At 72.6% G+C, this 21,751-nt stretch carries 21 protein-coding genes; 13 read left to right on the forward strand and 8 right to left on the reverse strand.

Annotation, left to right across the window (positions count from 1 at the left end; genetic code table 11):
* Window positions 1-74: 74 nt before the first annotated feature.
* The 4 genes from H0488_RS04060 to H0488_RS04075 all read right to left on the reverse strand — a co-directional run bounded on the left by H0488_RS04060 (window position 75) and on the right by H0488_RS04075 (window position 2,373).
* Window positions 75-413 carry a hypothetical protein gene (locus tag H0488_RS04060; protein WP_183097999.1) on the reverse strand — a complete coding sequence of 113 codons (339 nt, stop codon included), beginning with the start codon at window positions 411-413 and terminating at the stop codon, window positions 75-77.
* 87 nt (window positions 414-500) lie between these two features.
* Complete coding sequence (locus H0488_RS04065) at window positions 501-1,310, reverse strand: PP2C family protein-serine/threonine phosphatase (protein ID WP_183098000.1); 810 nt, start codon at window positions 1,308-1,310, stop codon at window positions 501-503.
* A gap of 164 nt (window positions 1,311-1,474) precedes the next feature.
* Window positions 1,475-1,696 (reverse strand): DUF3107 domain-containing protein, encoded by a 222-nt coding sequence (locus H0488_RS24580; protein WP_183098001.1) that lies wholly within the window; start codon window positions 1,694-1,696, stop codon window positions 1,475-1,477.
* Window positions 1,697-1,737: 41 nt separating this feature from the next.
* Window positions 1,738-2,373 (reverse strand): TetR/AcrR family transcriptional regulator, encoded by a 636-nt coding sequence (locus H0488_RS04075; RefSeq protein ID WP_312856208.1) that lies wholly within the window; start codon window positions 2,371-2,373, stop codon window positions 1,738-1,740.
* Between the two features lie 165 nt (window positions 2,374-2,538).
* Between H0488_RS04075 and moeZ the strand changes: the two genes are divergently transcribed.
* Both moeZ and H0488_RS04085 read left to right on the forward strand, forming a co-directional pair.
* Window positions 2,539-3,738 carry an adenylyltransferase/sulfurtransferase MoeZ gene (gene moeZ / locus H0488_RS04080; RefSeq protein ID WP_312856209.1) on the forward strand — a complete coding sequence of 400 codons (1,200 nt, stop codon included), beginning with the start codon at window positions 2,539-2,541 and terminating at the stop codon, window positions 3,736-3,738.
* 196 nt (window positions 3,739-3,934) lie between these two features.
* A complete protein-coding gene (locus H0488_RS04085; RefSeq protein WP_183098003.1) occupies window positions 3,935-4,243 on the forward strand; it encodes an MGMT family protein in 309 nt (102 codons plus the stop codon).
* Window positions 4,244-4,263: 20 nt separating this feature from the next.
* Here the strand turns inward: H0488_RS04085 and tpx are convergent, their stop codons facing one another.
* Both tpx and H0488_RS04095 read right to left on the reverse strand, forming a co-directional pair.
* Window positions 4,264-4,755, reverse strand: a complete 492-nt coding sequence (gene tpx / locus H0488_RS04090; protein WP_183098004.1) for a thiol peroxidase — start codon at window positions 4,753-4,755, stop codon at window positions 4,264-4,266.
* A gap of 28 nt (window positions 4,756-4,783) precedes the next feature.
* The gene (locus tag H0488_RS04095) at window positions 4,784-7,279 is read right to left on the reverse strand and encodes an SCO7613 C-terminal domain-containing membrane protein (protein WP_183098005.1); all 2,496 of its coding nucleotides are present in this window, start codon (window positions 7,277-7,279) and stop codon (window positions 4,784-4,786) included.
* 747 nt (window positions 7,280-8,026) lie between these two features.
* Between H0488_RS04095 and H0488_RS04100 the strand changes: the two genes are divergently transcribed.
* From H0488_RS04100 to nudC, 6 genes are all read left to right on the forward strand, one after another.
* The gene (locus tag H0488_RS04100) at window positions 8,027-8,698 is read left to right on the forward strand and encodes a lysophospholipid acyltransferase family protein (RefSeq protein ID WP_183098006.1); all 672 of its coding nucleotides are present in this window, start codon (window positions 8,027-8,029) and stop codon (window positions 8,696-8,698) included.
* Window positions 8,699-8,792: 94 nt separating this feature from the next.
* Window positions 8,793-9,494 carry a hypothetical protein gene (locus tag H0488_RS04105; protein WP_183098007.1) on the forward strand — a complete coding sequence of 234 codons (702 nt, stop codon included), beginning with the start codon at window positions 8,793-8,795 and terminating at the stop codon, window positions 9,492-9,494.
* Window positions 9,495-9,518: 24 nt separating this feature from the next.
* Window positions 9,519-9,950 carry a cupin domain-containing protein gene (locus H0488_RS04110; protein WP_183098008.1) on the forward strand — a complete coding sequence of 144 codons (432 nt, stop codon included), beginning with the start codon at window positions 9,519-9,521 and terminating at the stop codon, window positions 9,948-9,950.
* A gap of 80 nt (window positions 9,951-10,030) precedes the next feature.
* Window positions 10,031-13,210, forward strand: coding sequence for an ATP-dependent helicase (locus H0488_RS04115; RefSeq protein WP_183098009.1), 3,180 nt, complete (start codon window positions 10,031-10,033; stop codon window positions 13,208-13,210).
* Window positions 13,207-16,428, forward strand: a complete 3,222-nt coding sequence (locus tag H0488_RS04120) for an ATP-dependent helicase (protein ID WP_312856210.1) — start codon at window positions 13,207-13,209, stop codon at window positions 16,426-16,428. The genes H0488_RS04115 and H0488_RS04120 overlap by 4 nt, the downstream gene beginning before the upstream one ends.
* A 9-nt stretch (window positions 16,429-16,437) precedes the next feature.
* Window positions 16,438-17,349, forward strand: a complete 912-nt coding sequence (gene nudC, locus H0488_RS04125; protein WP_183098010.1) for an NAD(+) diphosphatase — start codon at window positions 16,438-16,440, stop codon at window positions 17,347-17,349.
* A 6-nt stretch (window positions 17,350-17,355) separates the two neighbouring features.
* On the opposite strand, the gene H0488_RS04130 is transcribed toward nudC, so the two are convergent.
* Window positions 17,356-17,604 (reverse strand): mycoredoxin, encoded by a 249-nt coding sequence (locus tag H0488_RS04130; protein WP_183098011.1) that lies wholly within the window; start codon window positions 17,602-17,604, stop codon window positions 17,356-17,358.
* Between the two features lie 109 nt (window positions 17,605-17,713).
* Here H0488_RS04130 and H0488_RS04135 point away from each other — a divergent pair, with 109 nt between their 5' ends.
* The 5 genes from H0488_RS04135 (at window position 17,714) to H0488_RS04155 (ending at window position 21,278) form a co-directional block, all read left to right on the forward strand.
* Window positions 17,714-19,777, forward strand: coding sequence for an ATP-dependent helicase (locus tag H0488_RS04135; RefSeq protein ID WP_183098012.1), 2,064 nt, complete (start codon window positions 17,714-17,716; stop codon window positions 19,775-19,777).
* A gap of 195 nt (window positions 19,778-19,972) precedes the next feature.
* Complete coding sequence (locus tag H0488_RS04140; protein ID WP_183098013.1) at window positions 19,973-20,242, forward strand: hypothetical protein; 270 nt, start codon at window positions 19,973-19,975, stop codon at window positions 20,240-20,242.
* Window positions 20,243-20,399: 157 nt separating this feature from the next.
* A complete protein-coding gene (locus H0488_RS04145) occupies window positions 20,400-20,711 on the forward strand; it encodes a WhiB family transcriptional regulator (RefSeq protein WP_183098014.1) in 312 nt (103 codons plus the stop codon).
* Window positions 20,708-20,938 carry a putative WhiB-interacting protein gene (locus H0488_RS04150; protein WP_246371446.1) on the forward strand — a complete coding sequence of 77 codons (231 nt, stop codon included), beginning with the start codon at window positions 20,708-20,710 and terminating at the stop codon, window positions 20,936-20,938. The genes H0488_RS04145 and H0488_RS04150 overlap by 4 nt, the downstream gene beginning before the upstream one ends.
* A gap of 130 nt (window positions 20,939-21,068) precedes the next feature.
* Entirely contained in the window at window positions 21,069-21,278 is a 210-nt protein-coding gene (locus H0488_RS04155) for a hypothetical protein (RefSeq protein WP_183098015.1), read from the forward strand.
* Between the two features lie 6 nt (window positions 21,279-21,284).
* On the opposite strand, the gene H0488_RS04160 is transcribed toward H0488_RS04155, so the two are convergent.
* A partial coding sequence (locus tag H0488_RS04160; RefSeq protein WP_220794172.1) for a hypothetical protein occupies window positions 21,285-21,751 on the reverse strand: 467 nt, incomplete at its 5' end.

Raw genomic sequence — 21,751 nt, forward strand, 5'->3', positions numbered from 1 at the left:
TCGACGGCCCCCTGTGGATGGATGCGAATACGCCTGCGGCGTGCCGAGCGGGACGCATCTGCGACCAACGGGGCTCAGCGCAGCCGGCGGCGCATCCCGTAGACGTCGAACTCGTTGACCGCGCCGGAGTCGGCCTCGCTCAGGAACCCGCCGTCGACCTCGTCGAAGGTCGCGTCGATGAGCAGCTGGAACTCCGGCGATGGCGCGGCGACCCGGATCGGCGTGGTGTCGATGCGCCAGCCTTCGCGGCCGAAGTCGTTGAGCACGCCGATGAGCGTGGTGTTCTTCTCGGCGACGATGCCCTCGAACCCGTCGGCGGCCTCGATGAGGTAGACCGGCCGGGCGACCGAGAGCGTGTTGGCGTCGTACAGCGGCAACCAGAGGCGCGCGTATTCGTACGACGGTGTGCTCATGCCCCCAGTCTAGGACCGGCCGTGGACAGGAGCGCCAGCGTTTCTTCGCGGTCGACCCGAAATGTCGGGACGACCCACCCGAACGGGTCAGGCGGAGCGCAGCGGCCGCACCGCACCCGGATCGACCAGGTGGGCGGGTTCGAGCGCGGCGCCGAGCACGAGGCCGTTGCCCGCGATGGCCGGCGCGTCGACCACGTCGGCGACGATCACGGTCACGTTGTCGCGGCTGCCGGCGTCGAGGGCTGCCTGCACCAGGTGGGTCGCGGCCAGCCGCAGCGAGGGCACGGTGAGGATCATCGCGAGGGCTGCCTCGTGGACCACGTCGCTCAGCCCGTCGCTGCACAGCAGCAGCCGGTCGCCGGGGCGCAGGTCGAGCCAGATCAGGTCGGGGGTCGGCGAGCTGAGCGCGTCGACCGCATGCAGCACCACGTTGCGCAGCGGCGATGCGGCCGCCTCCTCGGGCGTGATCCGACCGGCGTCGACCATCGCCTGCACCATCGTGTGGTCGTGGCTGAGCTGGGTGAACCCGCCGTCGCGCAGCAGGTAGGCGCGCGAGTCGCCGACGTGGGCGAGCGCGGTCTGGACGCCGTTGGTCAGGACCGCCGTGAGCGTGGTCGCCATCCCGAGCCGCCGCGGGTCGGCGTCGACGCCGCGGACGAGCTGGTCGTGCGCCTCCCCGGTCGCGGCAGCCAGGAGGCGGAGGGGATCGTGACCGGGGGCGGCGAGGGCGCGCGCGCTGACGACGTACGACGTCGTGGCCGAGGCCACCTCGCCGGCGGCGGCGCCGCCCGCCCCGTCGGCGACGCACAGCAGGTAGGGGCCGGCGAACCCGGCGTCCTCGTTGTTCTCCCGAAACCGACCGGTGTCGCTCTCGGCGGCGAAGCGGAACTGCAGCATGACCCTCACCCCTTCACGGGCGACGGTGCCCGCGCTGTCTGAGGAACGCCTGGGAGGAGGTCGTGAGTTCCCGAGGGGTTTCGAGGCGACCCCGCGCTGGCGCGCGGTGTCGGCACCTCAACCACCGACTTCTTTCGCTCGTAGCGCGCGAGCAAGCTCGCGGGCTACGAGCGAAAGCCGACCTGACCGACGACGCTGCGGCCGATGTGGACGTAGGCGAGCTTGTCGGCCGGGACGACGGTGCGCTGGCCCTTGGAGTCGGCGAGGATCAGGACGCCACCGGAGGCGATCGCCTCGGTGACGAGCTTCTCGATCGCGTCGGAGCTCTCGTCGGTCTCCAGGGTCAGCTCGCGGGCGGCGTTCTGCACGCCGATCTTGACCTCCACTGAGGCTCCTTCGATGTTCGTGCGGTGGGTTCTCGTCGAGCCTAGTCGGTGAGGGGATAGCCCCGGATGCCGCGCCAGGCGAGACCCGACACCAGGGCGACCGCCTGCTCCCGGTCGAGCCCGCCGGGGTCGGTGAGCCAGAACCGGGCGCTCACCTGGCCGATGCCGACCAGGGAGACCGCGAGCAGCTTGGACGCAGCGGCCGGGAGACCGGTGTCCTCCTTGATCACCTCGGTGATCAGGTCGGCGCACTCGGTCGTCACCCGGTCGACGTGGTCGCGGACGGCCGGCTCGCTGGTGAAGTCGGACTCGAAGACCAGCCGGAACGCGCCGGCGTCGTGGGCGACGTAGCCGAAGAAGGCATCCATGGTCGCCGCCACGCGCTGCTTGTTGTCGGTGGTCGACTCCAGTGCGGCGCGGCAGTTGGCGATGATCGTGTCGCACGCCTCGTCGAGGAGGGCGAGGTAGAGCTCGAGCTTGCCGGGGAAGTGCTGGTAGAGCACCGGCTTCGAGACGCCGGCCCGCTCGGCGATGTCGTCCATCGCGGCAGCGTGGTAGCCCTGCGCGACGAAGACCTCGAGGGCGGACGCGAGTAGCTGGGCACGGCGCTCACGGCGCGGCAACCTGATCCCGCGCGGACGGCGCGGGTCCTCGACGTCGTACGACCTGCTGACCACGCCGTGAGCCTACTCCCGGGTACGCCGCCGCAGGTGCGGGGCGGGGTCCGGATGACGGGACGTGTCGAGCGGGCGCCGGCGTGCCGGGGACCATGGACGGACCTGGGAACACCAACCAACAGGTCGCTGTTACCTCCAGACCATCCCCTGACGAGGAGCACCACCGTGAGCTTTCCGCCGCTGGTCGAGCCGGCCGCCGAGCTGACCATCGACGAGGTCCGTCGCTACAGCCGCCACCTGATCATCCCCGACGTGGGCATGGCCGGGCAGAAGCGGCTCAAGAACGCCAAGGTGCTGGTCATCGGCGCCGGCGGACTCGGCAGCCCGGCGCTGCTCTACCTGGCCGCGGCGGGCGTGGGCACCCTCGGCATCGCGGAGTTCGACACCGTCGACGAGTCGAACCTGCAGCGCCAGGTCATCCACGGCGTCAGCGACATCGACAAGCCGAAGGGTCTCTCGGCCAAGGAGTCGATCGCCGAGATCAACCCCTACGTCAACGTGGTCCTCCACGAGGAGCGCCTCGACAACGACAACGTCTTCGAGGTCTTCCGCGGCTACGACCTGATCGTCGACGGCACCGACAACTTCGCCACGCGCTACATGGTCAACGACGCGGCGTACTTCCTCGGGATCCCCTACGTCTGGGGCTCGATCTACCGCTTCGACGGTCAGGCGTCCGTCTTCGCGCCGACGCTGGCCGACGACGCTCCCTGCTACCGCTGCCTCTACCCCGAGCCCCCGCCGCCCGGCATGGTCCCCAGCTGCGCCGAGGGCGGCGTGCTCGGCGTGCTCTGCGCGTCGATCGGGTCGATCCAGGTCAACGAGGCGATCAAGCTGCTGGCCGGCATCGGCGAGCCGCTGGTCGGCAAGCTGATGATCTACGACGCCCTGGAGATGGAGTACCGCAAGCTGAAGGTCCGCAAGGACCCCAACTGCGCCCTCTGCGGCGAGAACGCCACGGTCACCGAGCTCATCGACTACGACGTCTTCTGCGGTGCGATCTCCGACGAGGCGGCCGACGCCGCCGCGGGCTCGACCATCTCCGTCGTCCAGCTCGAGCACATGCTCAAGGAGCGCGAGGAGGGCAGCCGCGACTTCGTCCTCGTCGACGTCCGCGAGCCCGTCGAGTACGAGATCAACCAGGTCCCGGGCTCGGTCCTCATCCCGAAGGGCGACTTCCTCAACGGGTCCGCCCTCGAGAAGCTGCCCGCTGACAAGCAGGTCGTCATGTACTGCAAGACCGGCGTGCGGTCGGCCGAGACACTGGCGATCGTCAAGGGCGCTGGCTACGGCGACGCGGTCCACGTGGGCGGCGGGGTCGTGGCCTGGGTCAACCAGATCGACCCGAGCCAGCCGGCGTACTGATCGGGCCGGCGTAACCGTCGCCGCCGGTCCTCGTTGACCGAAGTAGTAGTGGGAACCCGAGCCCCGGGAACCCGCCACCTGGTTCTTTGGAGCGTTTTCCGCACCGAGGGAGCACCTGAGGGTCCCGTCGCCACGCGACGGGGCCCTCGGCGTTTCTGCGCCTGGTCGATCGGACGGGGCACGGCAGGATGGACCGGTGGACCCGGCCAAGGAGGAGTACGTCGAGCAGGTGCTGTCGTGGGTCGAGCAGGTCCCACCCGGCCGGGTCACGACGTACGGCGCGATCGCGGCCGTCGTGGGCGGCGGCCCGCGCCAGGTCGGTGCGGTGATGTCGCGGCACGGAGGGCCCGTGCCGTGGTGGCGGGTGGTGCGTGCCGACGGCTCGCTGCCGCCGAGCCACGACGGGGAGGCGCGGGCGCGCTACCTGGAGGAAGGCACGCCGACCAGCGGCACGGGCCGGGTCCAGATGCGTGATGCCTTCTGGGACCCGGCTGTGCCCGATTGACCGAGCGCGTCTCCGGCGCGTCAGCCGAGGGCGGCGACGGCGGCGTCGTAGTCGGGCTCGCTGCCGATCGCGTCGACCAGCTGGTTGTAGATCACGGTGCCGTCGGTGTCGACGACCACGATCGAGCGAGCCAGCAGCCCGGCCCACTTGCCGTCGGTCATGCGGACGCCGTAGTCGTCACCGAACGGGGCGCGGAAGGCGGACGCGGTGACGACCTTGTCGATGCCCTCGGCGCCGCAGAACGCGTCGAGCGCGAACGGCAGGTCGTTGGACACGCAGATGACAGTGGTGTTGTCGAGGCCGCTGGCGAGCTCGTTGAACTTCCGGACGCTGCCCGAGCAGACCCCGGTCGCGATGCTCGGGAAGATGTTGAGGACGGTGCGGGTGCCCGCCGGGAGGGTGACCGGCGAGAAGTCGTTGCCGACCAGCTCGAAGGCGGGAGCCTTGTCGCCCGGTGCGGGGAGTTCGCCGACGGTGGAGACGGGGGTGCCGCCGAGTGAGGTGGTAGCCATGCGTCGTTTCTAGCAGGTCGCTCCACGCTCACCGCAGGCGGCCGAGCATGCCGACCGCCTGCCGGATCTCGAGCAGCCGACGCTCCCAGGTGATGCCGACCGTGGTCAGCAGCGCACCGGCCAGGCCGATCCACACCCACTGCGGGATGTCGCCGGCGTACGGGCCGATCTCGCGCACCACCACGATCGCCCCGACGACCCCGCCGACCATCAGCGGTGCACTCCACCGCAGCGCCGCGCCGGCGATCGTCAGCACCAGGCAGGCAGCGCCGAGGAGCAGGGCGCGGATCGACAGCGGGTCGCCGAGCACCCACAACAGCGACGGGACGGTCGCCAGCAGCAGCCCGGGAAGCAGCGCGAACTCGGTGCCGGCGTCCGGGTGGCGACGCAGGTGCACCAGGCCGAGGAAGGTCAGGGCGGCTGCGATGGGCAGCGTGTAGGGCTCCGGGGAGGAGACGCCCCGGTCGACGAGCCAGACCCACGACGCCATCGTGAAGACCGGGATCGCCGCCCAGACCAGGTCGCGCCGGGACTCGCGGATCAGCGCCGAGGCGGAGAGCAGGGCGCCGAGGACGGCCAGGTGCAGGGCGAGCGAGCCGCCCGCGTCGGTGGCGGCGACGATCGCCGGCGGTACGGCGAGCAGCGCGACCGTGAGCGCCGGGACCTCGACCTCGGGCCTCGGCCGGGCGATGGCGAGCACTCCGAGCAGGAGGAGGAGCGGCATGCCGAGCCACGCCGCGTCGACGTCGTTGGCGGTTCCGGTGGTCCAGACGAGCACCGCGAGGGCGGGGGAGAGCGTGACCGCGGCGACGCCGCGCAGCGCTGGGGTGCCGCCGAGGAAGTGGGCGATCAACGCGATCCCCAGCAGGATGCCGGAGGCGGTCGCGACGACCGGCGTGCTCGGCAGGGCGAGCACCACCCCGAAGCCGCCGATCCCGAGCGCGACCACGCCGAAGGTGGTCTGCCGTACGCCGTTCGCGGCCAGTCCGAGCACCAGGCTGCCGGTCGCGACCAGGCCGAGCGCCCCGACCACGGCGGCGAGCGCGACGTCGTACGACGCCAACGTCACCACGGCCGCGACGCCTGCGACCACGGCGCCGGTGTGCCACCACGCGGTGCGCAGCCGGCTGTCCGGCGCCTGCAGGAGGAAGGCGAGGAGGGCGAGCGGCACCAGGACCGAGGGGACGGTGAGCAGCGGCTCGGTGACCGGGTCGGGCTGCTGGAGGACCGCTGCGAACGCCCGGTCCGAGCCGAGGTCGGCGATCCGCACCAGCGCGGTGATGCCCGCGACCGCGTCGAAGCCGAGGAGGGCCAGCGAGCCGATCGCCGACGGAGCGAGGGCGACCGTGCGCAGGGACCGCGGGAGGAGGCGGTAGCCGGCGACCCAGGCGGCGGTGACGACGAGCGTGACCAGGCCGGCGATCCGCGCCGACTCGTCGACGGCCGGGGTGACGAGCGCGATGGTGACCAGCAGCGCGCCGACCGAGGCGCCGCCCACGGTGAGGTCGCGCCTCTTGAGCACGAGGCCGGGCGCCAGCGCCGTCGCGGCCGAGGCGAGCAGGGACCAGCCGGCGCCGTGGGCCCACAGTGCCGTCAGGGTCGGGTTCTCGAAGGCGTCCCCCAGGCCGAGCAGGGTCGTGATCGCCCAGACCAGGCCGGTGCCGATCCCGACGCTCCACGCGCGCACCGGCAGCGCCTGCCGCGACAGCCAGGTGACGGCGACGCCGAGCGCGACCACCAGGTGGCCGACGACCAGCTCGTGGTCGGTCGCGGCCGCGAGACCCGCCCACCCGACCACGTAGCCGACGCCGACGAAGACCTGCGGCGCGACCAGGCGCGGTCCGTCACCGAACCGGGGGAGGGCCATGCCGGTGCCGCCGAGCGCCATCGCCGCACCGGTCGCCGCCACTGCCCAGCCGTCGGAGGAGTCGCCGAACCAGCCGGCGGCGTTGGCGCCGAGGACGTCGAGCCCGAGGATGCCGAGCGCGACGACGCTCATCGACTCACCGGCGATCCGCAGCCCGAACCGGTTGAGCAGGAGCGCAGAACCGGCAGCGGCGGCGGTCAGGGTGAGCAGCACTGCCGTGCGGCCGCCGACGCCGAGCAGCGACCAGGAGACCGCGAGGAAGACGATCGCAGCCACCAGGAGGCACAGGGCGCCCAGGCCGAGCAGGATCTTCGGGATCGCGGCGGTGCCGATGCTGCCGCTGGGGCGGGTCGCGGGCGGCGCGGTCGGAGGGGGCGGGGGAGCAGGGGTCCCGGTCGGCGCGGTCGGGGGAGCAGGGGTCCCGGTCGGCGCGGTCGGCGCGGGGAGTGGGGGCGGCGCCGGCGCGGCGTACTGCGGCGCGGTCGCGCCGGCGATCGAGCGCAGCTGCGCCACCAGCGAGTCGGCGCGCTTCAGGGTCGTGAACAGCTCGACCGCGAGGGCGTGCCGGACGGGGAGCGAGCAGGTCGGGCACGAGGTCACTCCTCGCGGCAGCGCGGAGCGGCAGTCGGGACACAGGTCCGGGTCGGCGTAACGCATGTCATCAATCTCCCAGCGGCTGGCCGAGCCGGGCAGGGCGGCCCTACTCGACCTGGCTGAGTACGGGTACTCACCGGACACCGCGCGACGCCTCGTCGTCCACAGGCATACCCACAGTCTGGGGATGAAGTGGCGGTCGTCTGTGGACACGGCTGGGGAGCTTGTGGACGACACGCCGGAACCACGAAACTGCTCGAACTTCCTTCCCCGAACCCCTTGCGCGGTGCGGTGGTCGAGGCATAGAACTGCACTCACGTTCTCCCCCGGGAGAGCGGGATCAGCCGGAAGGCGAGGATCCAAACGGCAGACGATCCCTCACGGGAACGCGCGCCGCACGGACCGGGTGACGAGGTCCGTGGGAACCTGGCAGATCGGCCGGATCGATCGGGAGCGTCACCAGTACCGATCACCCGAAGGGCCCCTTGCGACTCATACTCACGAGGGGCTCTTCACCATTTTTGGATTGCGCGAGCGTGTCGCAGTCGATGAGTTCCGGGGTTGCGCGCCGTCGGCGGCTCACTGACGTCCTCGCTCGTCGAGTAGGCCGAGAGTTCTGGCGCGAGGGCGTGTCGACGGTCCCTACGGTGGGTGGGTACGTCGCCGGGTCTCGATACGCGCGTCGCGGGTTCGTTCCTCACCCGCGGCGCTACTCGACCTTCGCGCCTGGCCGGTAACCGTCCTCGTGCCTCGGACGGTTTCCGGGCGCTCAATTCGGCGGACCGGCGGGTAACCCCTAGCGTCCTGACCGTGCTCTACCAGGCGCTCCACACCGTCGTACCGCCGGCCGCGAAGGCCGTGTGGCGGCCGGTCGTGCGCGGCATTCACCACGTGCCGGCCACCGGCCCGGTGATCCTCGCCAGCAACCACCTCAGCTTCGCCGACTCGATGGTGATCCCGATCGTGGTGCCGCGGAAGGTCGTCTTCCTCGCGAAGTCGGACTACTTCACCGGCTCCGGCATCCGCGGTGCGATGTCGAAGGCGTGGTTCGAGGGGCTCGGCATGCTGCCGGTCGACAGGGAGGACTCGGCGGCGGCGATGAGCTCGCTGCAGACGGCGCTCGACGTGCTCGGTCGGGGGGAGGCGTTCGGCATCTATCCCGAGGGCACCCGCTCGCGGGACGGCCGGCTCTACCGCGGCCGCACCGGCGTCGCCCACCTCGCCCTCACCTCGGGAGCACCGGTCGTCCCGGTGGGCCTCACCGGCACCGAGCAGCTGCAGCCGATCGGGTCGCGACTGCCCCGGCTGGCGCGGGTGACGGTCGCGTTCGGGGAGCCCATCACCGTCGCCGACGAGTACGACGGACTCGCGGTCGGTCGGGCTCGCCGCGACCTCACCGACCGGATCATGGACGCCATCGGAGCGCTCACCGGACAGGTCCCGGCCGGGGTCTACAACGACCGGCCGGTCCTCGACGACTGACCCGTCGCCGTACCCCTGCTGCACCTCTGTGAACGCCCCCGCGGCGGCGCACGATGGATGGAGCAGTGCACATCGAGCCAGCGAGGTGAGGTCGATGGGAAGCACGGAGGTCCTGAGCCGGTCCGTCCAGCGCACGCACGACGCGCTCGCCGAGGAGCTGGAGGTGCTGCGCACGCGGTTCGGGCCGCCCGGCGAGCACGAGGAGCTGGAGGGGCCGCACCGCGGCTACCAGCCCATCGACGAGTTCGTGACGACCGCGAGCCGACACCTGCACGCCGTCAACGAGGTGCTGGTGCCGCCGGCGCGCAAGGAGCTGCCCGACGGCAAGCAGGTCACCCACGACTACCACGACTCCATGAGGGTCCTCGAGGTCGTGCTCGCCCACGTCAAGGCCCATGAGTACGGCTCGGTCTACGAGAAGCGGATCACCTGGCCGGCGGTGTGGTCCGAGGTCGGTACGGCGCTCACCGTGCTGCGCGCGCGTGAGGAGGAGCTCGCCGAGCGGCTCACCGACCTGCTCGACGACATCGAGATCGACGCGCTCGCGGAGCGGCTGGACGGGGTCGAGCCGGGGGAGCCGTCGCGACCCCATCCGTACCTGCCGCACAGCGGCGTGCTCGGGTCGGTCGCGCGGGGGGTCGCGAAACGCACCGACCGGGCATGGGACCACGCCGAGGGCCGGCCGCTCTCGTGGCCGAGCCGGGCGGAGAAGAAGCGCCCGGGGCTGTTGGGGCAGTACCTCATGGCCGACCCCCGGTTCGATCCGGACGAGCCGCCGGACGAGAAGTCCCACTGACCGCGGGTGCGGCAGGATCGGCGCATGCGCCCGCCGCTCGCCGACGCCCTCGACCTCGCACCGCACCCCGAAGGCGGGTGGTACCGCCAGACCTGGGTCTCGCCCGAGACGGTCACGCTGCCCGACGGGAGGGTGCGCCCGACCGCGACGCTGATCTACTTCCTGCTGCCGGCCGGCGACTCGTCGGCGTGGCACCGGGTCGCGTCGGACGAGATCTGGCTCGCCCACACCGGATCGGTCACGCTCGAGCTCGGCGGCCCGGGGGCCGCGCCCGCCGACGCCGTGACCACGATCGTGGTCGACAGCACGACGCCGCAGGCCCTGGTGCCGGCCGGCATCTGGCAACGGACCGTGCCCACGGACGCCGACGCGCTCGTCAGCTGCCTGGTCTCGCCCGGCTTCGACTTCGCCGACTTCGAGCTCGCCGACAAACCCGGCGAGCCGTCGCCAACTTGACGACGGCTCGACGGGTCCTGAGCCCGAGTTTGTGACGAGTCGGCGATCTGTCGGGCGGGGATGATTGGCTGTGCCGTGACATGACCCCTGCTCCCTCGACAGCTCCCTCGACTGCGCGTTACCGCCTCGCGCCGCGGCGCGCGCCCGCGCCGCCGCCCGAGCTCGACGAGCACCAGCGGCGGGTCGTCGACCACGAGGGTGGGCCGCTGCTCGTGCTCGCCGGTCCCGGCACCGGCAAGACGACGACGATGGTGGAGGCGATCGTCGACCGGATCGAGCGGCGCGGCGCCGACCCCGACTCGGTGCTCGCGCTGACCTTCTCGCGCAAGGCGGCCGAGCAGCTGCGCGACCGGGTGACCGCGCGGCTCGGGCGCACGCTGTCGAGCGGCCTGTCCTCGACCTTCCACTCCTTCGCCTACGGTCTCGTCCGGCGCTACGCGCCCGCCGAGCTGTACGCCGCGCCGCTGCGGCTGCTGTCGGCCCCCGAGCAGGACGTCGTGCTCCAGGAGCTGCTCACCAACGCGCCCGAGTCGATCCGGTGGCCCGAGTCGCTGCGGGCCGCGGTCGGCACCCGCGGCTTCGCCCGTGAGGTGCAGGCCGTCATCGCGCGCGCCCGCGAGCGCGGGCTCGACCCGGGCCAGCTCGTCGAGCTCGGCCGGAGCGAGCGGGTGCCGGAGTTCGAGGCGGCGGGCCTGTTCCTGGAGCAGTACCTCGACGTGCTCGGAGACCAGTCCGCGATCGACTACCCCGACCTCATCACCCGCGGTGTGATCGAGGCGCGGGTCCACCAGACCGAGCTGCGGGCGGCGTACTCCTGCGTGTTCGTCGACGAGTACCAGGACACCGACCCCAGCCAGGTCGCACTGCTCCGGGCGTTGGCCGGCGACGGTCGCGACCTGGTCGCGGTAGGTGATCCGGACCAGTCGATCTACGGCTTCCGCGGCGCCGACGTGCGCGGCATCCTCGAGTTCCCGCGCCAGTTCCCGACCGCGGCGGGGGAGCAGGCGCCGGTCCTCTCGCTCGGCACCACCCGGCGGTTCGGTTCGCGGCTGCTGCGCGCGTCGCGGTCGATCGCGGCCGGGATCGCGATCCGGGGCGCCATCCCGGCCGCGGCCTTCGACGCCTTCCGGCACCCGGAGCCGGCGGTCACCGAGCTGGGCCCCGGCACGATCGAGGTGTTCACGTTCGACACCGCGCGGGCCGAGGTCGAGCGGGTCGCCGACCTGTTGCGGCGGGCCCACCTCGAGGACGGTGTCGGCTGGAGCGAGATGGCCGTGCTGGTGCGCTCGGGGCGGACGTCGATCCCCGGGCTGCGTCGGGCGCTGACCGCCGCCGGCGTGCCCGTCGAGGTGGCCGGCGACGAGACTCCGCTGGTGCGCGAGCCGGCGGTGGCCGTGCTGCTGTCCGCGCTCGAGCTGCTGGTGGCCGACGACGTGCCGCGCGACCGGATCGAGGAGCTGCTCATCTCCCCGCTGGGCGGGCTCGACGCGACCGAGGTGCGGGCGCTGACGCGGGCGCTTCGCGCGGTCCACCCCGAGGTCGGCCCCCGCGAGCTGGTCCGCCGCGCGGTGCTCGACCCGACGCTGCTCGACGGCGTCGACGGTCAGCCTGCCGCTCGCGCGCGCGCCCTGGCGCGGCTGCTCGACCGGGCGCGCACCGACCTCGCCGAGGGCGCGTCGGCCGAGCAGGTGCTCTGGACCCTCTGGAGCGGCACGTCCTGGGGCGACCGGCTGCGCGCCGCCAGCCTGGGCGGCGGCCAGGCGGCCCGGCTGGCCCACCGCGACCTCGACGCGCTGTGCGCGTTGTTCGAGACCGCGGCCCGGTCGGAGGAGCAGCGCGACCACACCAGCGTGGCGACGTTCCTCGCGACCCTGTCCGCGCAGGAGATCCCCGCCGACACGCTCGCCGAGCGCGGCGTCCGCGGCGAGGCCGTGCGGCTGCTGACGGCTCACCGGGCCAAGGGACTGGAGTGGCGGCTGGTGGTGGTGGCGCACGTCCAGGAGGGCAGCTGGCCCGACCTGCGCCGCCGTGACTCGCTGCTCGGCGCCGACCGGATCGGACCGGCCGGGCAGGGCGGCCTGCTCCCGCCGCTGACCCGGGCCGCGATGCTCGCCGAGGAGCGGCGGCTGTTCTACGTCGCGGTGACCCGGCCCCGCCAGCGGCTGGTCGTGACAGCCGTGCGCTCGCCCGACGACGACGGCGAGCAGCCCTCCCGGTTCCTCACCGAGCTCGGTCACGAGGTGGTGCACCGCGTCGGGCGGCCCCCGCGGCCGCTGTCGGTGCAGGGGCTGGTGGCCGAGCTCCGCCGTACCACCGCCGATCCGGCGCAGCCGCTGCCGCTCCGCGAGGCGGCCGCCGCCCGGCTCCGGCTGCTGGCGACCACCGAGGTGCACGGCCGCCCGTTCGCGCCGTACGCCGATCCGGCGACCTGGTGGGGTCTCCGCAGCCCGTCGCGATCGCTGCGGTCGGTGCGCCCCGACGACCGCCCGGTGACCCTGTCGGCGAGCGCCCTCGAGGGGCTGCTCACCTGTCCGGCGCAGTGGTTCCTGACCCGGGAGGCCGGCGGCGGTGTCGTCTCCACCGCCAGCCAGGGATTCGGCAAGGTCGTCCACGCCCTCGCCGAGCGGGTCGCCAAGGAGGAGATCGCGGCCACCACGGTCGACGACCTGATGCCCTACGTCGACGAGGTGTGGGAGCGGATGGAGTTCCGCACCCCCTGGTCGCGCGACCGTGAGCGGGAGGCGGTCCGCGACGTCCTGGCGCGGTTCCTCGCGTGGCACCAGCGACCCGGCGCCCGCGCCGTCGTCGCGCTCGAGCCCCGGCTGCGCGCCGAGGTCACGTTGCCCGACGGTCAGACCGTCGCGCTGCACGGCTTCGCCGACCGGCTCGAGCTCGACGAGAACGGGCAGGTCGTCGTGGTGGACCTCAAGACCGGCAAGTACCCGCCCTCCGACAAGTCGCTCCCGGAGAACGCCCAGCTCGGGCTCTACCAGCTCGCCGTCGACCACGGCGCTGCCGACGAGCTGGTCGGCCGACCGGTCACGGCGGGCGGCGCCGAGCTGGTCCAGCTGCGCCACGGCGACTCGCTGCCGAAGGTGCAGCAGCAGCCACCCTCCCCGCCGCAGATCGAGGCACAGCTGCAGGCAGCCGTCGCGGCCGTCCGCGACGAGGCGTTCGTCGCGCGGCCGGGCGGCCACTGCGACCGCTGCACGTTCCACCCGATCTGTCCCACCCGCGCGTCCGGGTCGGTGCTCTCGTGATCGTCGACACCCCCCAGCAGCTCGCGGCGCTGATGGGCCACGCCTGGCTCTACAGCGACGAGCAGTTCGCGGCGATCACCGCCGACCTCGAGCCTGCCGTCGTGGTCGCCGGCGCGGGCTCGGGCAAGACCGCGGTGATGGCGGCGCGGGTGGTCTGGCTGGTCGCGACCGGCCAGGTCGCGCCGGGCGAGGTGCTCGGCCTCACCTTCACCACCAAGGCCACGGCCGAGCTGCAGACGCGGATCCGCGCCAGCCTCCTCCACGCCGGGCTGCTCCCCGAGCGCGGCCCGCGGCGGATCGACCCCGACGACCCCGACGCCGACGACGACGTCGAGGAGCCGACCGTGGCGACCTACCACGCCTACGCCGCGGCCCTCCTCTCCGAGCACGGCCTGCGGATCGGCCACGAGCCCGACACCCGGCTGATCGCCGACGCGTCGCGCTACCAGCTGGCGGCGCGCGCGATCCAGCGGCACCGCGGGCCGGTCAGCCTGCTGACCGACAGCCCCGCCCACGCGGTGCGCTACCTCCTCGCGCTCGACGCCGAGATGGCCGAGCACCTCGTGACCCCCGACCAGGTCCGGGCCTACGACGCCGCCGAGCGACCCCGCTTCGTGGTCGAGCACCAGGCGCTGCTCGACCAGCTCGCCGAGGGGAAGCGGGTCAAGGGCAGGGCCGACCTGGTCGGCGACGCGATCGCGGCGATCGACAAGCGGGTCGAGCTGCTCGGCCTGGTCGAGGACTACCGCAGGCTCAAGAGCCAGCTCGGACTGATGGACTTCTCCGACCAGATCGCGCTCACCGCTCGGTTGGCGCGGGAGTGCCCGGAGGTCGGCGAGATCGAGCGCGGCAAGTTCAAGGTGGTGCTGCTCGACGAGTACCAGGACACCTCGGTCGCCCAGGCCACGATGCTGTCGCGGATCTTCGGCGGCGGCCACCCGGTCACCGCGGTCGGCGACCCCAACCAGGCGATCTACGGCTGGCGCGGGGCATCGGTGTCGAACATCCTCGAGTTCGGCCGCGACTTCCCGACCGGCGACGGCCGGCGTCCGTCGTACTCCCTGACGGTCAACCGCCGCTCGGACGCCCGGATCCTCGCGACTGCCAACCACCTGGCCCGCGACCTCTACGTCGGCCGCGAGCACGACCGGCTGCGGCCCGAGGACGGCGCCGCCGACGGCGAGGTGCGGGTCGTCGTCCACGAGACCTCCGACGACGAGCTGGCGTGGCTCGCCGACCAGGTCATCGCCGCGCACGAACGCGTGGCGTGGAAGGAGATCGGTGTCCTCACCCGCGACAACGCGTCGGCGGCCCTCGTCTTCGACGCCCTGACCGATCGCGAGATCCCGGTCGAGATCGTCGGTCTCAAGGGCCTGCTCCGGCTGCCGGAGGTCGCCGAGGTGGTGGCGACCCTCGAGCTGGTGCAGGACGTCACCGCCAACCCGGCGCTGCTCACCCTGCTCGCCGGGCCGCGGTGGGCGATCGGGCCGCGCGACCTGGCCCTGCTGGGCCGGCGCAGCGACGAGCTCGCCGGGCAGCGGGGCCAGCAGAGCTTCGCCGACGTCGAGGCGCAGCTCGCAGCGGCCGTCGAGGGTGCCGACCCGCTGGAGATCCCGTCGCTGTGCGACGCGCTCGACGACCCCGGCGACCTCGACTACTCGCCCGAGGCGCGCGAGCGGTTCGCGCTGCTGGCCGACGAGCTGCGGCTGCTGCGCCGGTCGGTCGGCGAGCCGATCCTCGACCTGGTCCGCCGGATCATCGACGTCAACGGCATCGACATCGAGCTCGCGTCGTCGGTGTCGCCGGCCGCCGCCGCGCGACGCGAGAACCTCGACCTGTTCGTCCAGGCGGTCGCCGACTTCCAGGCGATCGACGGCCAGGTGACGTTGCCGGCGCTGCTCGCCTGGCTCGACGCCGAGGACGAGTTCGGTCAGGGACTCGACGTCGCGACGCCGTCCGAGGCCGACTCCGTCAAGCTGCTGACTGTGCACCGCGCCAAGGGCCTGGAGTGGGACGCGGTCTTCCTCGTCGGCGTGGTCAAGGACAAGTTCCCCGCCAACCGCGGCCGCTCGTCGTGGCTGAAGAGCCCGGAGGTGATGCCGGCCGCCCTGCGCGGTGACGCGCGTGACCTGCCCCAGCTCGAGGGCCACGACGCCGACGCGATCACCGACCTCCGCGACCGGCGCAGGCGCCACGAGCAGGTCGAGGAGCTACGGCTGGCCTACGTCGCCTGGACCCGCGCCCGCCACCAGCACGCGGTGTCCTGCTGGCGCTGGGCGCCGCACCTGAAGAACGGCCTCGGCCCGTCGCCGTACGTCGTCGACACCCGCGACGCGATGGAGATGTGGGGCGGGGCGCCCGAGCGGTGGGCCGACGTCGTCGTGAAGGGCGAGCCCAACCCGTACGCCGACCGCTCGGTCGACCTGCCCTGGCCGATGTCGCACCACACCCCGGAGGTCGACCGCCGGCTGGCCGCTGCCGAGCTGGTCCGGACCGCCGAGGACCCGATGCTCGACGACGTGCTGCTGTTCGAGCGGGTCCAGCAGTGGGACGAGGAGATCGCCCGGTTGCTCGAGGAGGCCGCGCGCGACCGCTCTCCCGAGACCCAGGTCCCGATGCCGGCCAGCATCTCCGCCACCGCGCTGGCGCGGCTGCGCGACGACCCGGAAGGATTCGCCGCCGACCGCGCCCGGCCGATGCCGCGCCAGCCGTCGGCGGCCGCCCGGTTCGGCACCCGGTTCCACGCGTGGGTCGAGCTTCGGTTCGGTCAGCAGGAGCTGTTCGACCCCGACGAACTGCCGGGCCGGGGCGACGCCGGCATCGAGGACGACGACGACCTCAAGCAGGTCATCGCGGCCTTCGAGGCGGGCCCGTTCGCCACGCGACCGCCCCACCAGGTCGAGGCGCCCTTCGCGCTGGTCCTCGCCGGCCAGGTGGTCCGCGGCCGGATCGACGCGATCTACGACGACACCGACGCCGGCCCCGACCACTACCTCGTCGTCGACTGGAAGACCAACGCCCGCCAGACCGCCGACCCGCTCCAGCTCGCGCTCTACCGCCTCGCCTGGGCCGAGCTGCGCGGCGTGCCGGTCGAGCAGGTGCGCGCCGCGTTCTACTACGTCCGGTCGGGAGACCTGGTCGAGCCTGCGGGGCTGGCCGACCGCGCCGAGCTCGAGGCGATGGTGAGCCCCGGACCGACGCGGGCGGCCACGTCCTAGGCTCGGCCTGTGGACTTCGCGCACCTCGCCCTCGCCCGCGACCCGCACGACCGGCTCGGGCTGCACCGCACCGACGAGGCCTGGATCGACGGCCGGTGGGCCGATCCCGGGAGTCGGGTGCTGGTGGTCTCCGGGACCCGGGTCCGCCCGCGCGACGGCGCGCTCGAGTGGCTGCCCACGGCGGAGGCGCCGGACGGCGTACGCGTGCTGCTCGGCGACCGCGGCGACGCCACCTGGTGGGCGGTCATCGTCGACGGCGCGCTCGCCAAGGAGGAGCCGGAGGCGTGGTTCCCGCTGCGCGGGCTGCTCCCGTTCCTGAGCGGCGACCAGGCCGACAAGGCGCCGCTGGTCTTCCACGCGCTGGGCCTGGCGGAGTGGCACTGGGCCACTCGCCACTGCCCGCGGTGCGGTGGCCACCTGATGCCGCGCGCGGCCGGCCACGAGCTGGTCTGCGAGCAGTGCGGGAAGCCGCAGTTCCCTCGCACCGACCCGGCCGTGATCATGCTGATCGCGGCGGGGGAGCCGGGGAGCGACGACGAGCGCTGCCTGCTCGGGCGCGGGTCGCAGTGGCCGGAGGGCAGGTTCTCGACGCTGGCCGGCTTCTGCGAGCCGGGCGAGACCCTCGAGGACGCCGTCCGGCGCGAGGTCGCCGAGGAGACCGGGGTCGTGGTGGGGGAGGTGACCTACTTCGGCAACCAGCCGTGGCCGCTGCCCAGCAGCCTGATGCTGGGGTTCTTCGGCCGTGCGGTCACCGAGGAGATCCGGCTCGACGACGACGACGTCGACGAGGCGCGCTGGTTCACCCGCGCCCAGATGCGCGAGGAGGCCGAGGCCGGCACCCTCGTGCTGCCCGGCGGGGTCTCGATCAGCCGGTCCCTCATCGAGCACTGGTACGGCGGGCCGCTGCCCGGCTCGTGGTGAGGAGCGTCAGGCGGCCAGGCTGGCCAGCTTCTCCTTGACCTGGGCGACCGAGGGGTTGGTGATCGCCGTACCGTCGGTGAAGACCAGGGTCGGCACGGTCTGGTTGCCGTTGTTGGCGGACTCGACGATCGCGGCCGCCTCCGGCCGCTGCTCGATGTCGACGACCTCGTAGGCGATGCCCTCACGGTCGAGCTGGCCCTTGAGGCGTCGGCAGTAGCCGCACCAGGGGGTCGTGTACATCGTGAACGAGGTCATCGGGAAGTGTCGCCTCCGCGGTCTAAGGTCTTCGAACGTCAAGAACCTTTCCAGACGTTCTGCTCTCGACCCGCATCAACACCGCTGTCGAAAGGAGTTGTTCCCGATCGTGACGAGCCACGGGTCACACGCCGAGGCACTGCTGGACGCGCTCGATCCCGAGCAGCGACAGGTGGCCGAGGCCCTGCGGGGACCGGTGCGGGTGCTCGCCGGTGCCGGCACGGGCAAGACCCGGGCGATCACCCACCGGATCGCCCACGGCGTGCACACCGGGGTCTACGCGCCGAGCGAGGTGCTGGCGGTCACGTTCACCACGCGAGCGGCGGGTGAGCTGCGGCAGCGGCTCCGCCAGCTCGGCGCGCCGGGGGTCCAGGCGCGCACCTTCCACAGCGCGGCGCTCCGACAGCTGCGCTACTTCTGGCCCCACGTCCACGGCACCGAGCTGCCGACGCTCACCGAGTCGAAGCTCGGGATGCTGACCGTCGCGACCCGCCGGCTCGGGCTGCGGGCCGACAAGGCGCTGATGCGCGACCTGGCCTCGGAGATCGAGTGGGCCAAGGTCAGCAACGTCCACTTCGACGACTACGCCCGCATCGCCCAGCAGCGCGCCCGCACGGTCTCCGACCAGCCCCCCGAGACCGTGGGCAAGGTCTTCGCCTCCTACGAGGACGTCAAGCGTGAGCAGGGCCGGATGGACATGGAGGACGTGCTGCTGTTCGCCGCGGGCGTCCTCGCGTCCGACGAGCGGGTCGCCGCGCAGGTGCGGCGGCAGTACAAGTGGTTCGTCGTCGACGAGTTCCAGGACGTCTCGCCGCTCCAGTCGGCGCTGCTCGACCTGTGGCTCGGCGGCCGCAACGAGCTGTGCGTGGTCGGCGACCCCGCACAGACGATCTACTCCTTCGCGGGCGCGGACGCGTCGTACCTCCTGGACTTCCCGAAGCGCTACCCCGGCACGACCTCGGTCGAGCTGGTCCGCAACTACCGGTCGACCCCGCAGGTCGTGGCCGCGGCCAACACCCTGCTCGCGGGCTCGACCGGCAGCGGCGGCGCCGGGGTCGAGCTGCGCTCGCAGCAGAAGGCCGGGTCGGCGGTGCGGTTCGTCGGCCACCCCGACGAGGTCGCCGAGGCGGCGTTCGTGGCCGACCAGATCGCCGCGCTGCTACGCCGCGGCACGACGCCCGGGCAGATCGCCGTGCTGTTCCGGATCAACGCCCAGTCCGAGCACTTCGAGGACGCCCTGAGCGACCGGGGCATTCCCTACGTCGTGCGCGGCGCTGCCCGCTTCTTCGAGCGGGCCGAGGTGCGCGAGGCCGTCGTCCGGCTGCGGGGGGCGGCCCGCTCGGGCGAGACCGACGAGCTGCCGTGGCTCGAAGCCGTGCGCGGCGTGCTCGGCGGGATGGGCTGGACCGCCGAGCCGCCCACCGGTCGCGGCCAGGTGCGCGACCGGTGGGAGTCGTGGCAGGCGCTGGTGACCCAGGCCGAGGAGTTCCAGGCCGAGCGCCCCACCGCCGACCTGTCGGAGTTCGTCGCCGACCTCGACCGTCGCGCCGCCGAGCAGCACGCGCCGGCCGCAGACGGGGTCACCCTCGCCACCTTCCACGCCGCGAAGGGCCTTGAGTGGGACGCCGTGTTCTGCGCCGGGGTCCAGGACGGCACGATGCCGATCACCTACGCCGACAGCGCCGAGACGGTCGAGGAGGAGCGGCGGCTGCTCTACGTCGGCATGACCCGCGCCCGCCACGACCTCACCGTGACCTGGGCGGCCGCGCGCAACCCGGGCCAGGCCGCACGCCGGCAGCCGTCACGGTTCCTGACGCCGCTGCTGCCCGAGGGCTCGCAGCCGAAGCAGGGCGGTCGGGCCCGCAGCAAGGTCGCCCGCTGCCGGGAGTGCAGCCAGCCGCTCGGCACGGCGGCGGAGAAGAAGCGGGGGAGGTGCGCCGACCACCCGGTGCACTACGACGAGGGCCTCTTCGACCGGCTGAAGGCGTGGCGCCTCGAGCGCGCCCGCGACGACGAGGTGCCGGCGTACGTCATCTTCACCGACGCGACGCTCGAGCTGATCGCCGAGCACAAGCCGGGCGACGAGGGCGCGCTGCGGGCGATCAACGGCGTGGGTCCGAGCAAGATCGAGCGCTACGCCGACGAGGTGCTGGCGCTCATCGCCAGCCCCTGACGAGCCCTCTCCACCGGCGAGATCCGGCCGCCCAGCGACGATTTCCAGCCGCTCTCGAAGAAAATCCAGAAATAGTCATAAAATGGTTTGCTCCTTACATCGAGCTCCGGCTAGCGTGTCTCCCACGTACTGACCGACCTGCGCACAGGGGCCCTGACAAAGCCCGCGCCCAACGCACCTGAGGAGGTGGCCACGATGGAGAACATCACGATGCGAATCGCCGCAGCGCCGCACATGCCGATTTCTGCGCAGCTCGCGCTCGCGCTCACGTGCGCCACCCCGGCCACCGATCTCCGGACGTCCGACGTCCGGAGCGACGTGCGTTTCGGCACCGCGCAGGGCGCCGCCGTCCAGAGCATCTGGGCGAAGCGCGTCCGCGTGACCGCGACGACCACCGGCATGGGACACGTCGGCTTTGCAGCCGCCTACGTCCCGGGTTCTAGGACCTGGAGCCCACCGATCTGATCTCACCAGACTCAGCTCGGCAGCCTCCAGGCCGCGGAACCCGAAACCGGGATCCGCGGCCTTCGTGTTTCTCAGAAGACTTCTGGGCCACGAAGCCGCAGACCCCGATCCCGATGAAACGACCAACGCGATCAGGTCAGAAACGAGGAGGTGAAAGATGACGACCAGTGTTCTCGAGCCGACGCTGAGCAAGCTGCACGACGAGGCAGAGCTCGTCGCCGACCTGGAGGCCGACCGGCTGCCGTGCCGGGTCAACGACCCGGAGCTGTGGTTCGCCGAGACCCCCAGCGACGTGGAGTTCGCCAAGGCCCTGTGCCAGGACTGCCCGGTCCAGCAGATGTGCCTCGTCGGTGCACTCGAGCGGCGTGAGCCCTGGGGTGTCTGGGGCGGTGAGCTCTTCCTGCAGGGAGCGGTGATCCCCCGCAAGCGGCCCCGCGGCCGGCCCCGCAAGGACGCCACCGCAGCGTGACGCCCGACCTCCGAACCGGAAATCCAACCAACGCAATGACCCAAACCTTGAACTGGAGCAATGAAATGAACCTCATGCACGAAGACCTGGCACGCGCGCATATGGACGCGCGCCTGGGAGAGGCGCAGCAGCTGCGCGAGGCCAAGTTGGCCCGCGCCCGTCGCGTCAGCCGCAAGGCTGAGCGCGCAGCGCAGCAGGCTCGCCTCGCCCTTGCTCGCGCTCTCTGATCGGAGAGGCAGACCTCGGAGGGCCTCCTCCGAGCACCTGATCGCGGGTGTTGAAAGAAGAAGGGGCCGGAGTACGACGCAACCCGTCGTCTCCGGCCCCTTCGCCATTTCCTGGGCTAGCGTTGGTCGCGTGGCCGTGACCTGCGACTTCTGCGGCAACGTCGCGCCGAGTGACGACCCGCCGCTGACCTGGACCATGGCGGTCGAGCCCTTCGAGAAGCGCCCTCGTCCCTCGGGCGTTCCTCCGGAACCACGCGGCCGCACGAAGCGCTACTGCGACTCCTGCTCCCGTGAGCACCTCCGCGCGATGGAGGGCAAGCTCGACAGCGAGTGGTGGTAGCCACGGTCACGGCAGGTCGAACAGCAGGTCCCACGCGCAGCCGCAGTGCGGGTGGCGCAGCCACCGCACCAGGTGCGGCGGGTCGGTGGGCCCGAGGTCGACGGTGGCCGACCACGTGCTCGGCTCGTCGCCCTCGACGTAGCGGCACACGTCGCGCACCGCCCATGCCAGCGCGAGCCGGTCGAGCACCGGGTCGACCGGCTCGGAGAGCCTGTCCGCCATCGCCTCCAGCGCCGCCTGCTCCACCAGGAACGGCCGGCGAGGATCGGTCTCGGCCTCGTGGGCGTCGACGCAACGCAGGCAGGCGGTGCGTCCCGGCTCCACGAACGGCCCGATCCGGCGGCCCGCAGCCCCGCCGCTGACGACCAGGTGGGGTGCCACCGCCCGGACCAGCGGGTCGATCCGCTCCCGCGCGACGGGCCCGTCGGCGACGACCAGCCAGACCGACGGCGAGACGTCGTCGACCTCGAGCC

The organism is Nocardioides pelophilus, assembly GCF_014180685.1.
In the GTDB taxonomy this organism is placed as follows: Bacteria; Actinomycetota; Actinomycetes; order Propionibacteriales; family Nocardioidaceae; genus Nocardioides; species Nocardioides pelophilus.

Excerpts from the sequence above, each read along its gene's own strand:
- H0488_RS04140 (WP_183098013.1), top strand. The coding sequence starts at position 19,973 with ATGGAGAACATCACGATGCGAATCGCCGCAGCGCCGCACATGCCGATT.
- H0488_RS04060 (WP_183097999.1), bottom strand. The coding sequence starts at position 413 with ATGAGCACACCGTCGTACGAATACGCGCGCCTCTGGTTGCCGCTGTAC.
- H0488_RS04110 (WP_183098008.1), top strand. The coding sequence starts at position 9,519 with ATGCGCCCGCCGCTCGCCGACGCCCTCGACCTCGCACCGCACCCCGAA.
- H0488_RS04115 (WP_183098009.1), top strand. The coding sequence starts at position 10,031 with ATGACCCCTGCTCCCTCGACAGCTCCCTCGACTGCGCGTTACCGCCTC.
- tpx (WP_183098004.1), bottom strand. The coding sequence starts at position 4,755 with ATGGCTACCACCTCACTCGGCGGCACCCCCGTCTCCACCGTCGGCGAA.
- H0488_RS04065 (WP_183098000.1), bottom strand. The coding sequence starts at position 1,310 with ATGCTGCAGTTCCGCTTCGCCGCCGAGAGCGACACCGGTCGGTTTCGG.
- H0488_RS04095 (WP_183098005.1), bottom strand. The coding sequence starts at position 7,279 with ATGCGTTACGCCGACCCGGACCTGTGTCCCGACTGCCGCTCCGCGCTG.
- H0488_RS04130 (WP_183098011.1), bottom strand. The coding sequence starts at position 17,604 with ATGACCTCGTTCACGATGTACACGACCCCCTGGTGCGGCTACTGCCGA.
- H0488_RS04145 (WP_183098014.1), top strand. The coding sequence starts at position 20,400 with ATGACGACCAGTGTTCTCGAGCCGACGCTGAGCAAGCTGCACGACGAG.
- H0488_RS04105 (WP_183098007.1), top strand. The coding sequence starts at position 8,793 with ATGGGAAGCACGGAGGTCCTGAGCCGGTCCGTCCAGCGCACGCACGAC.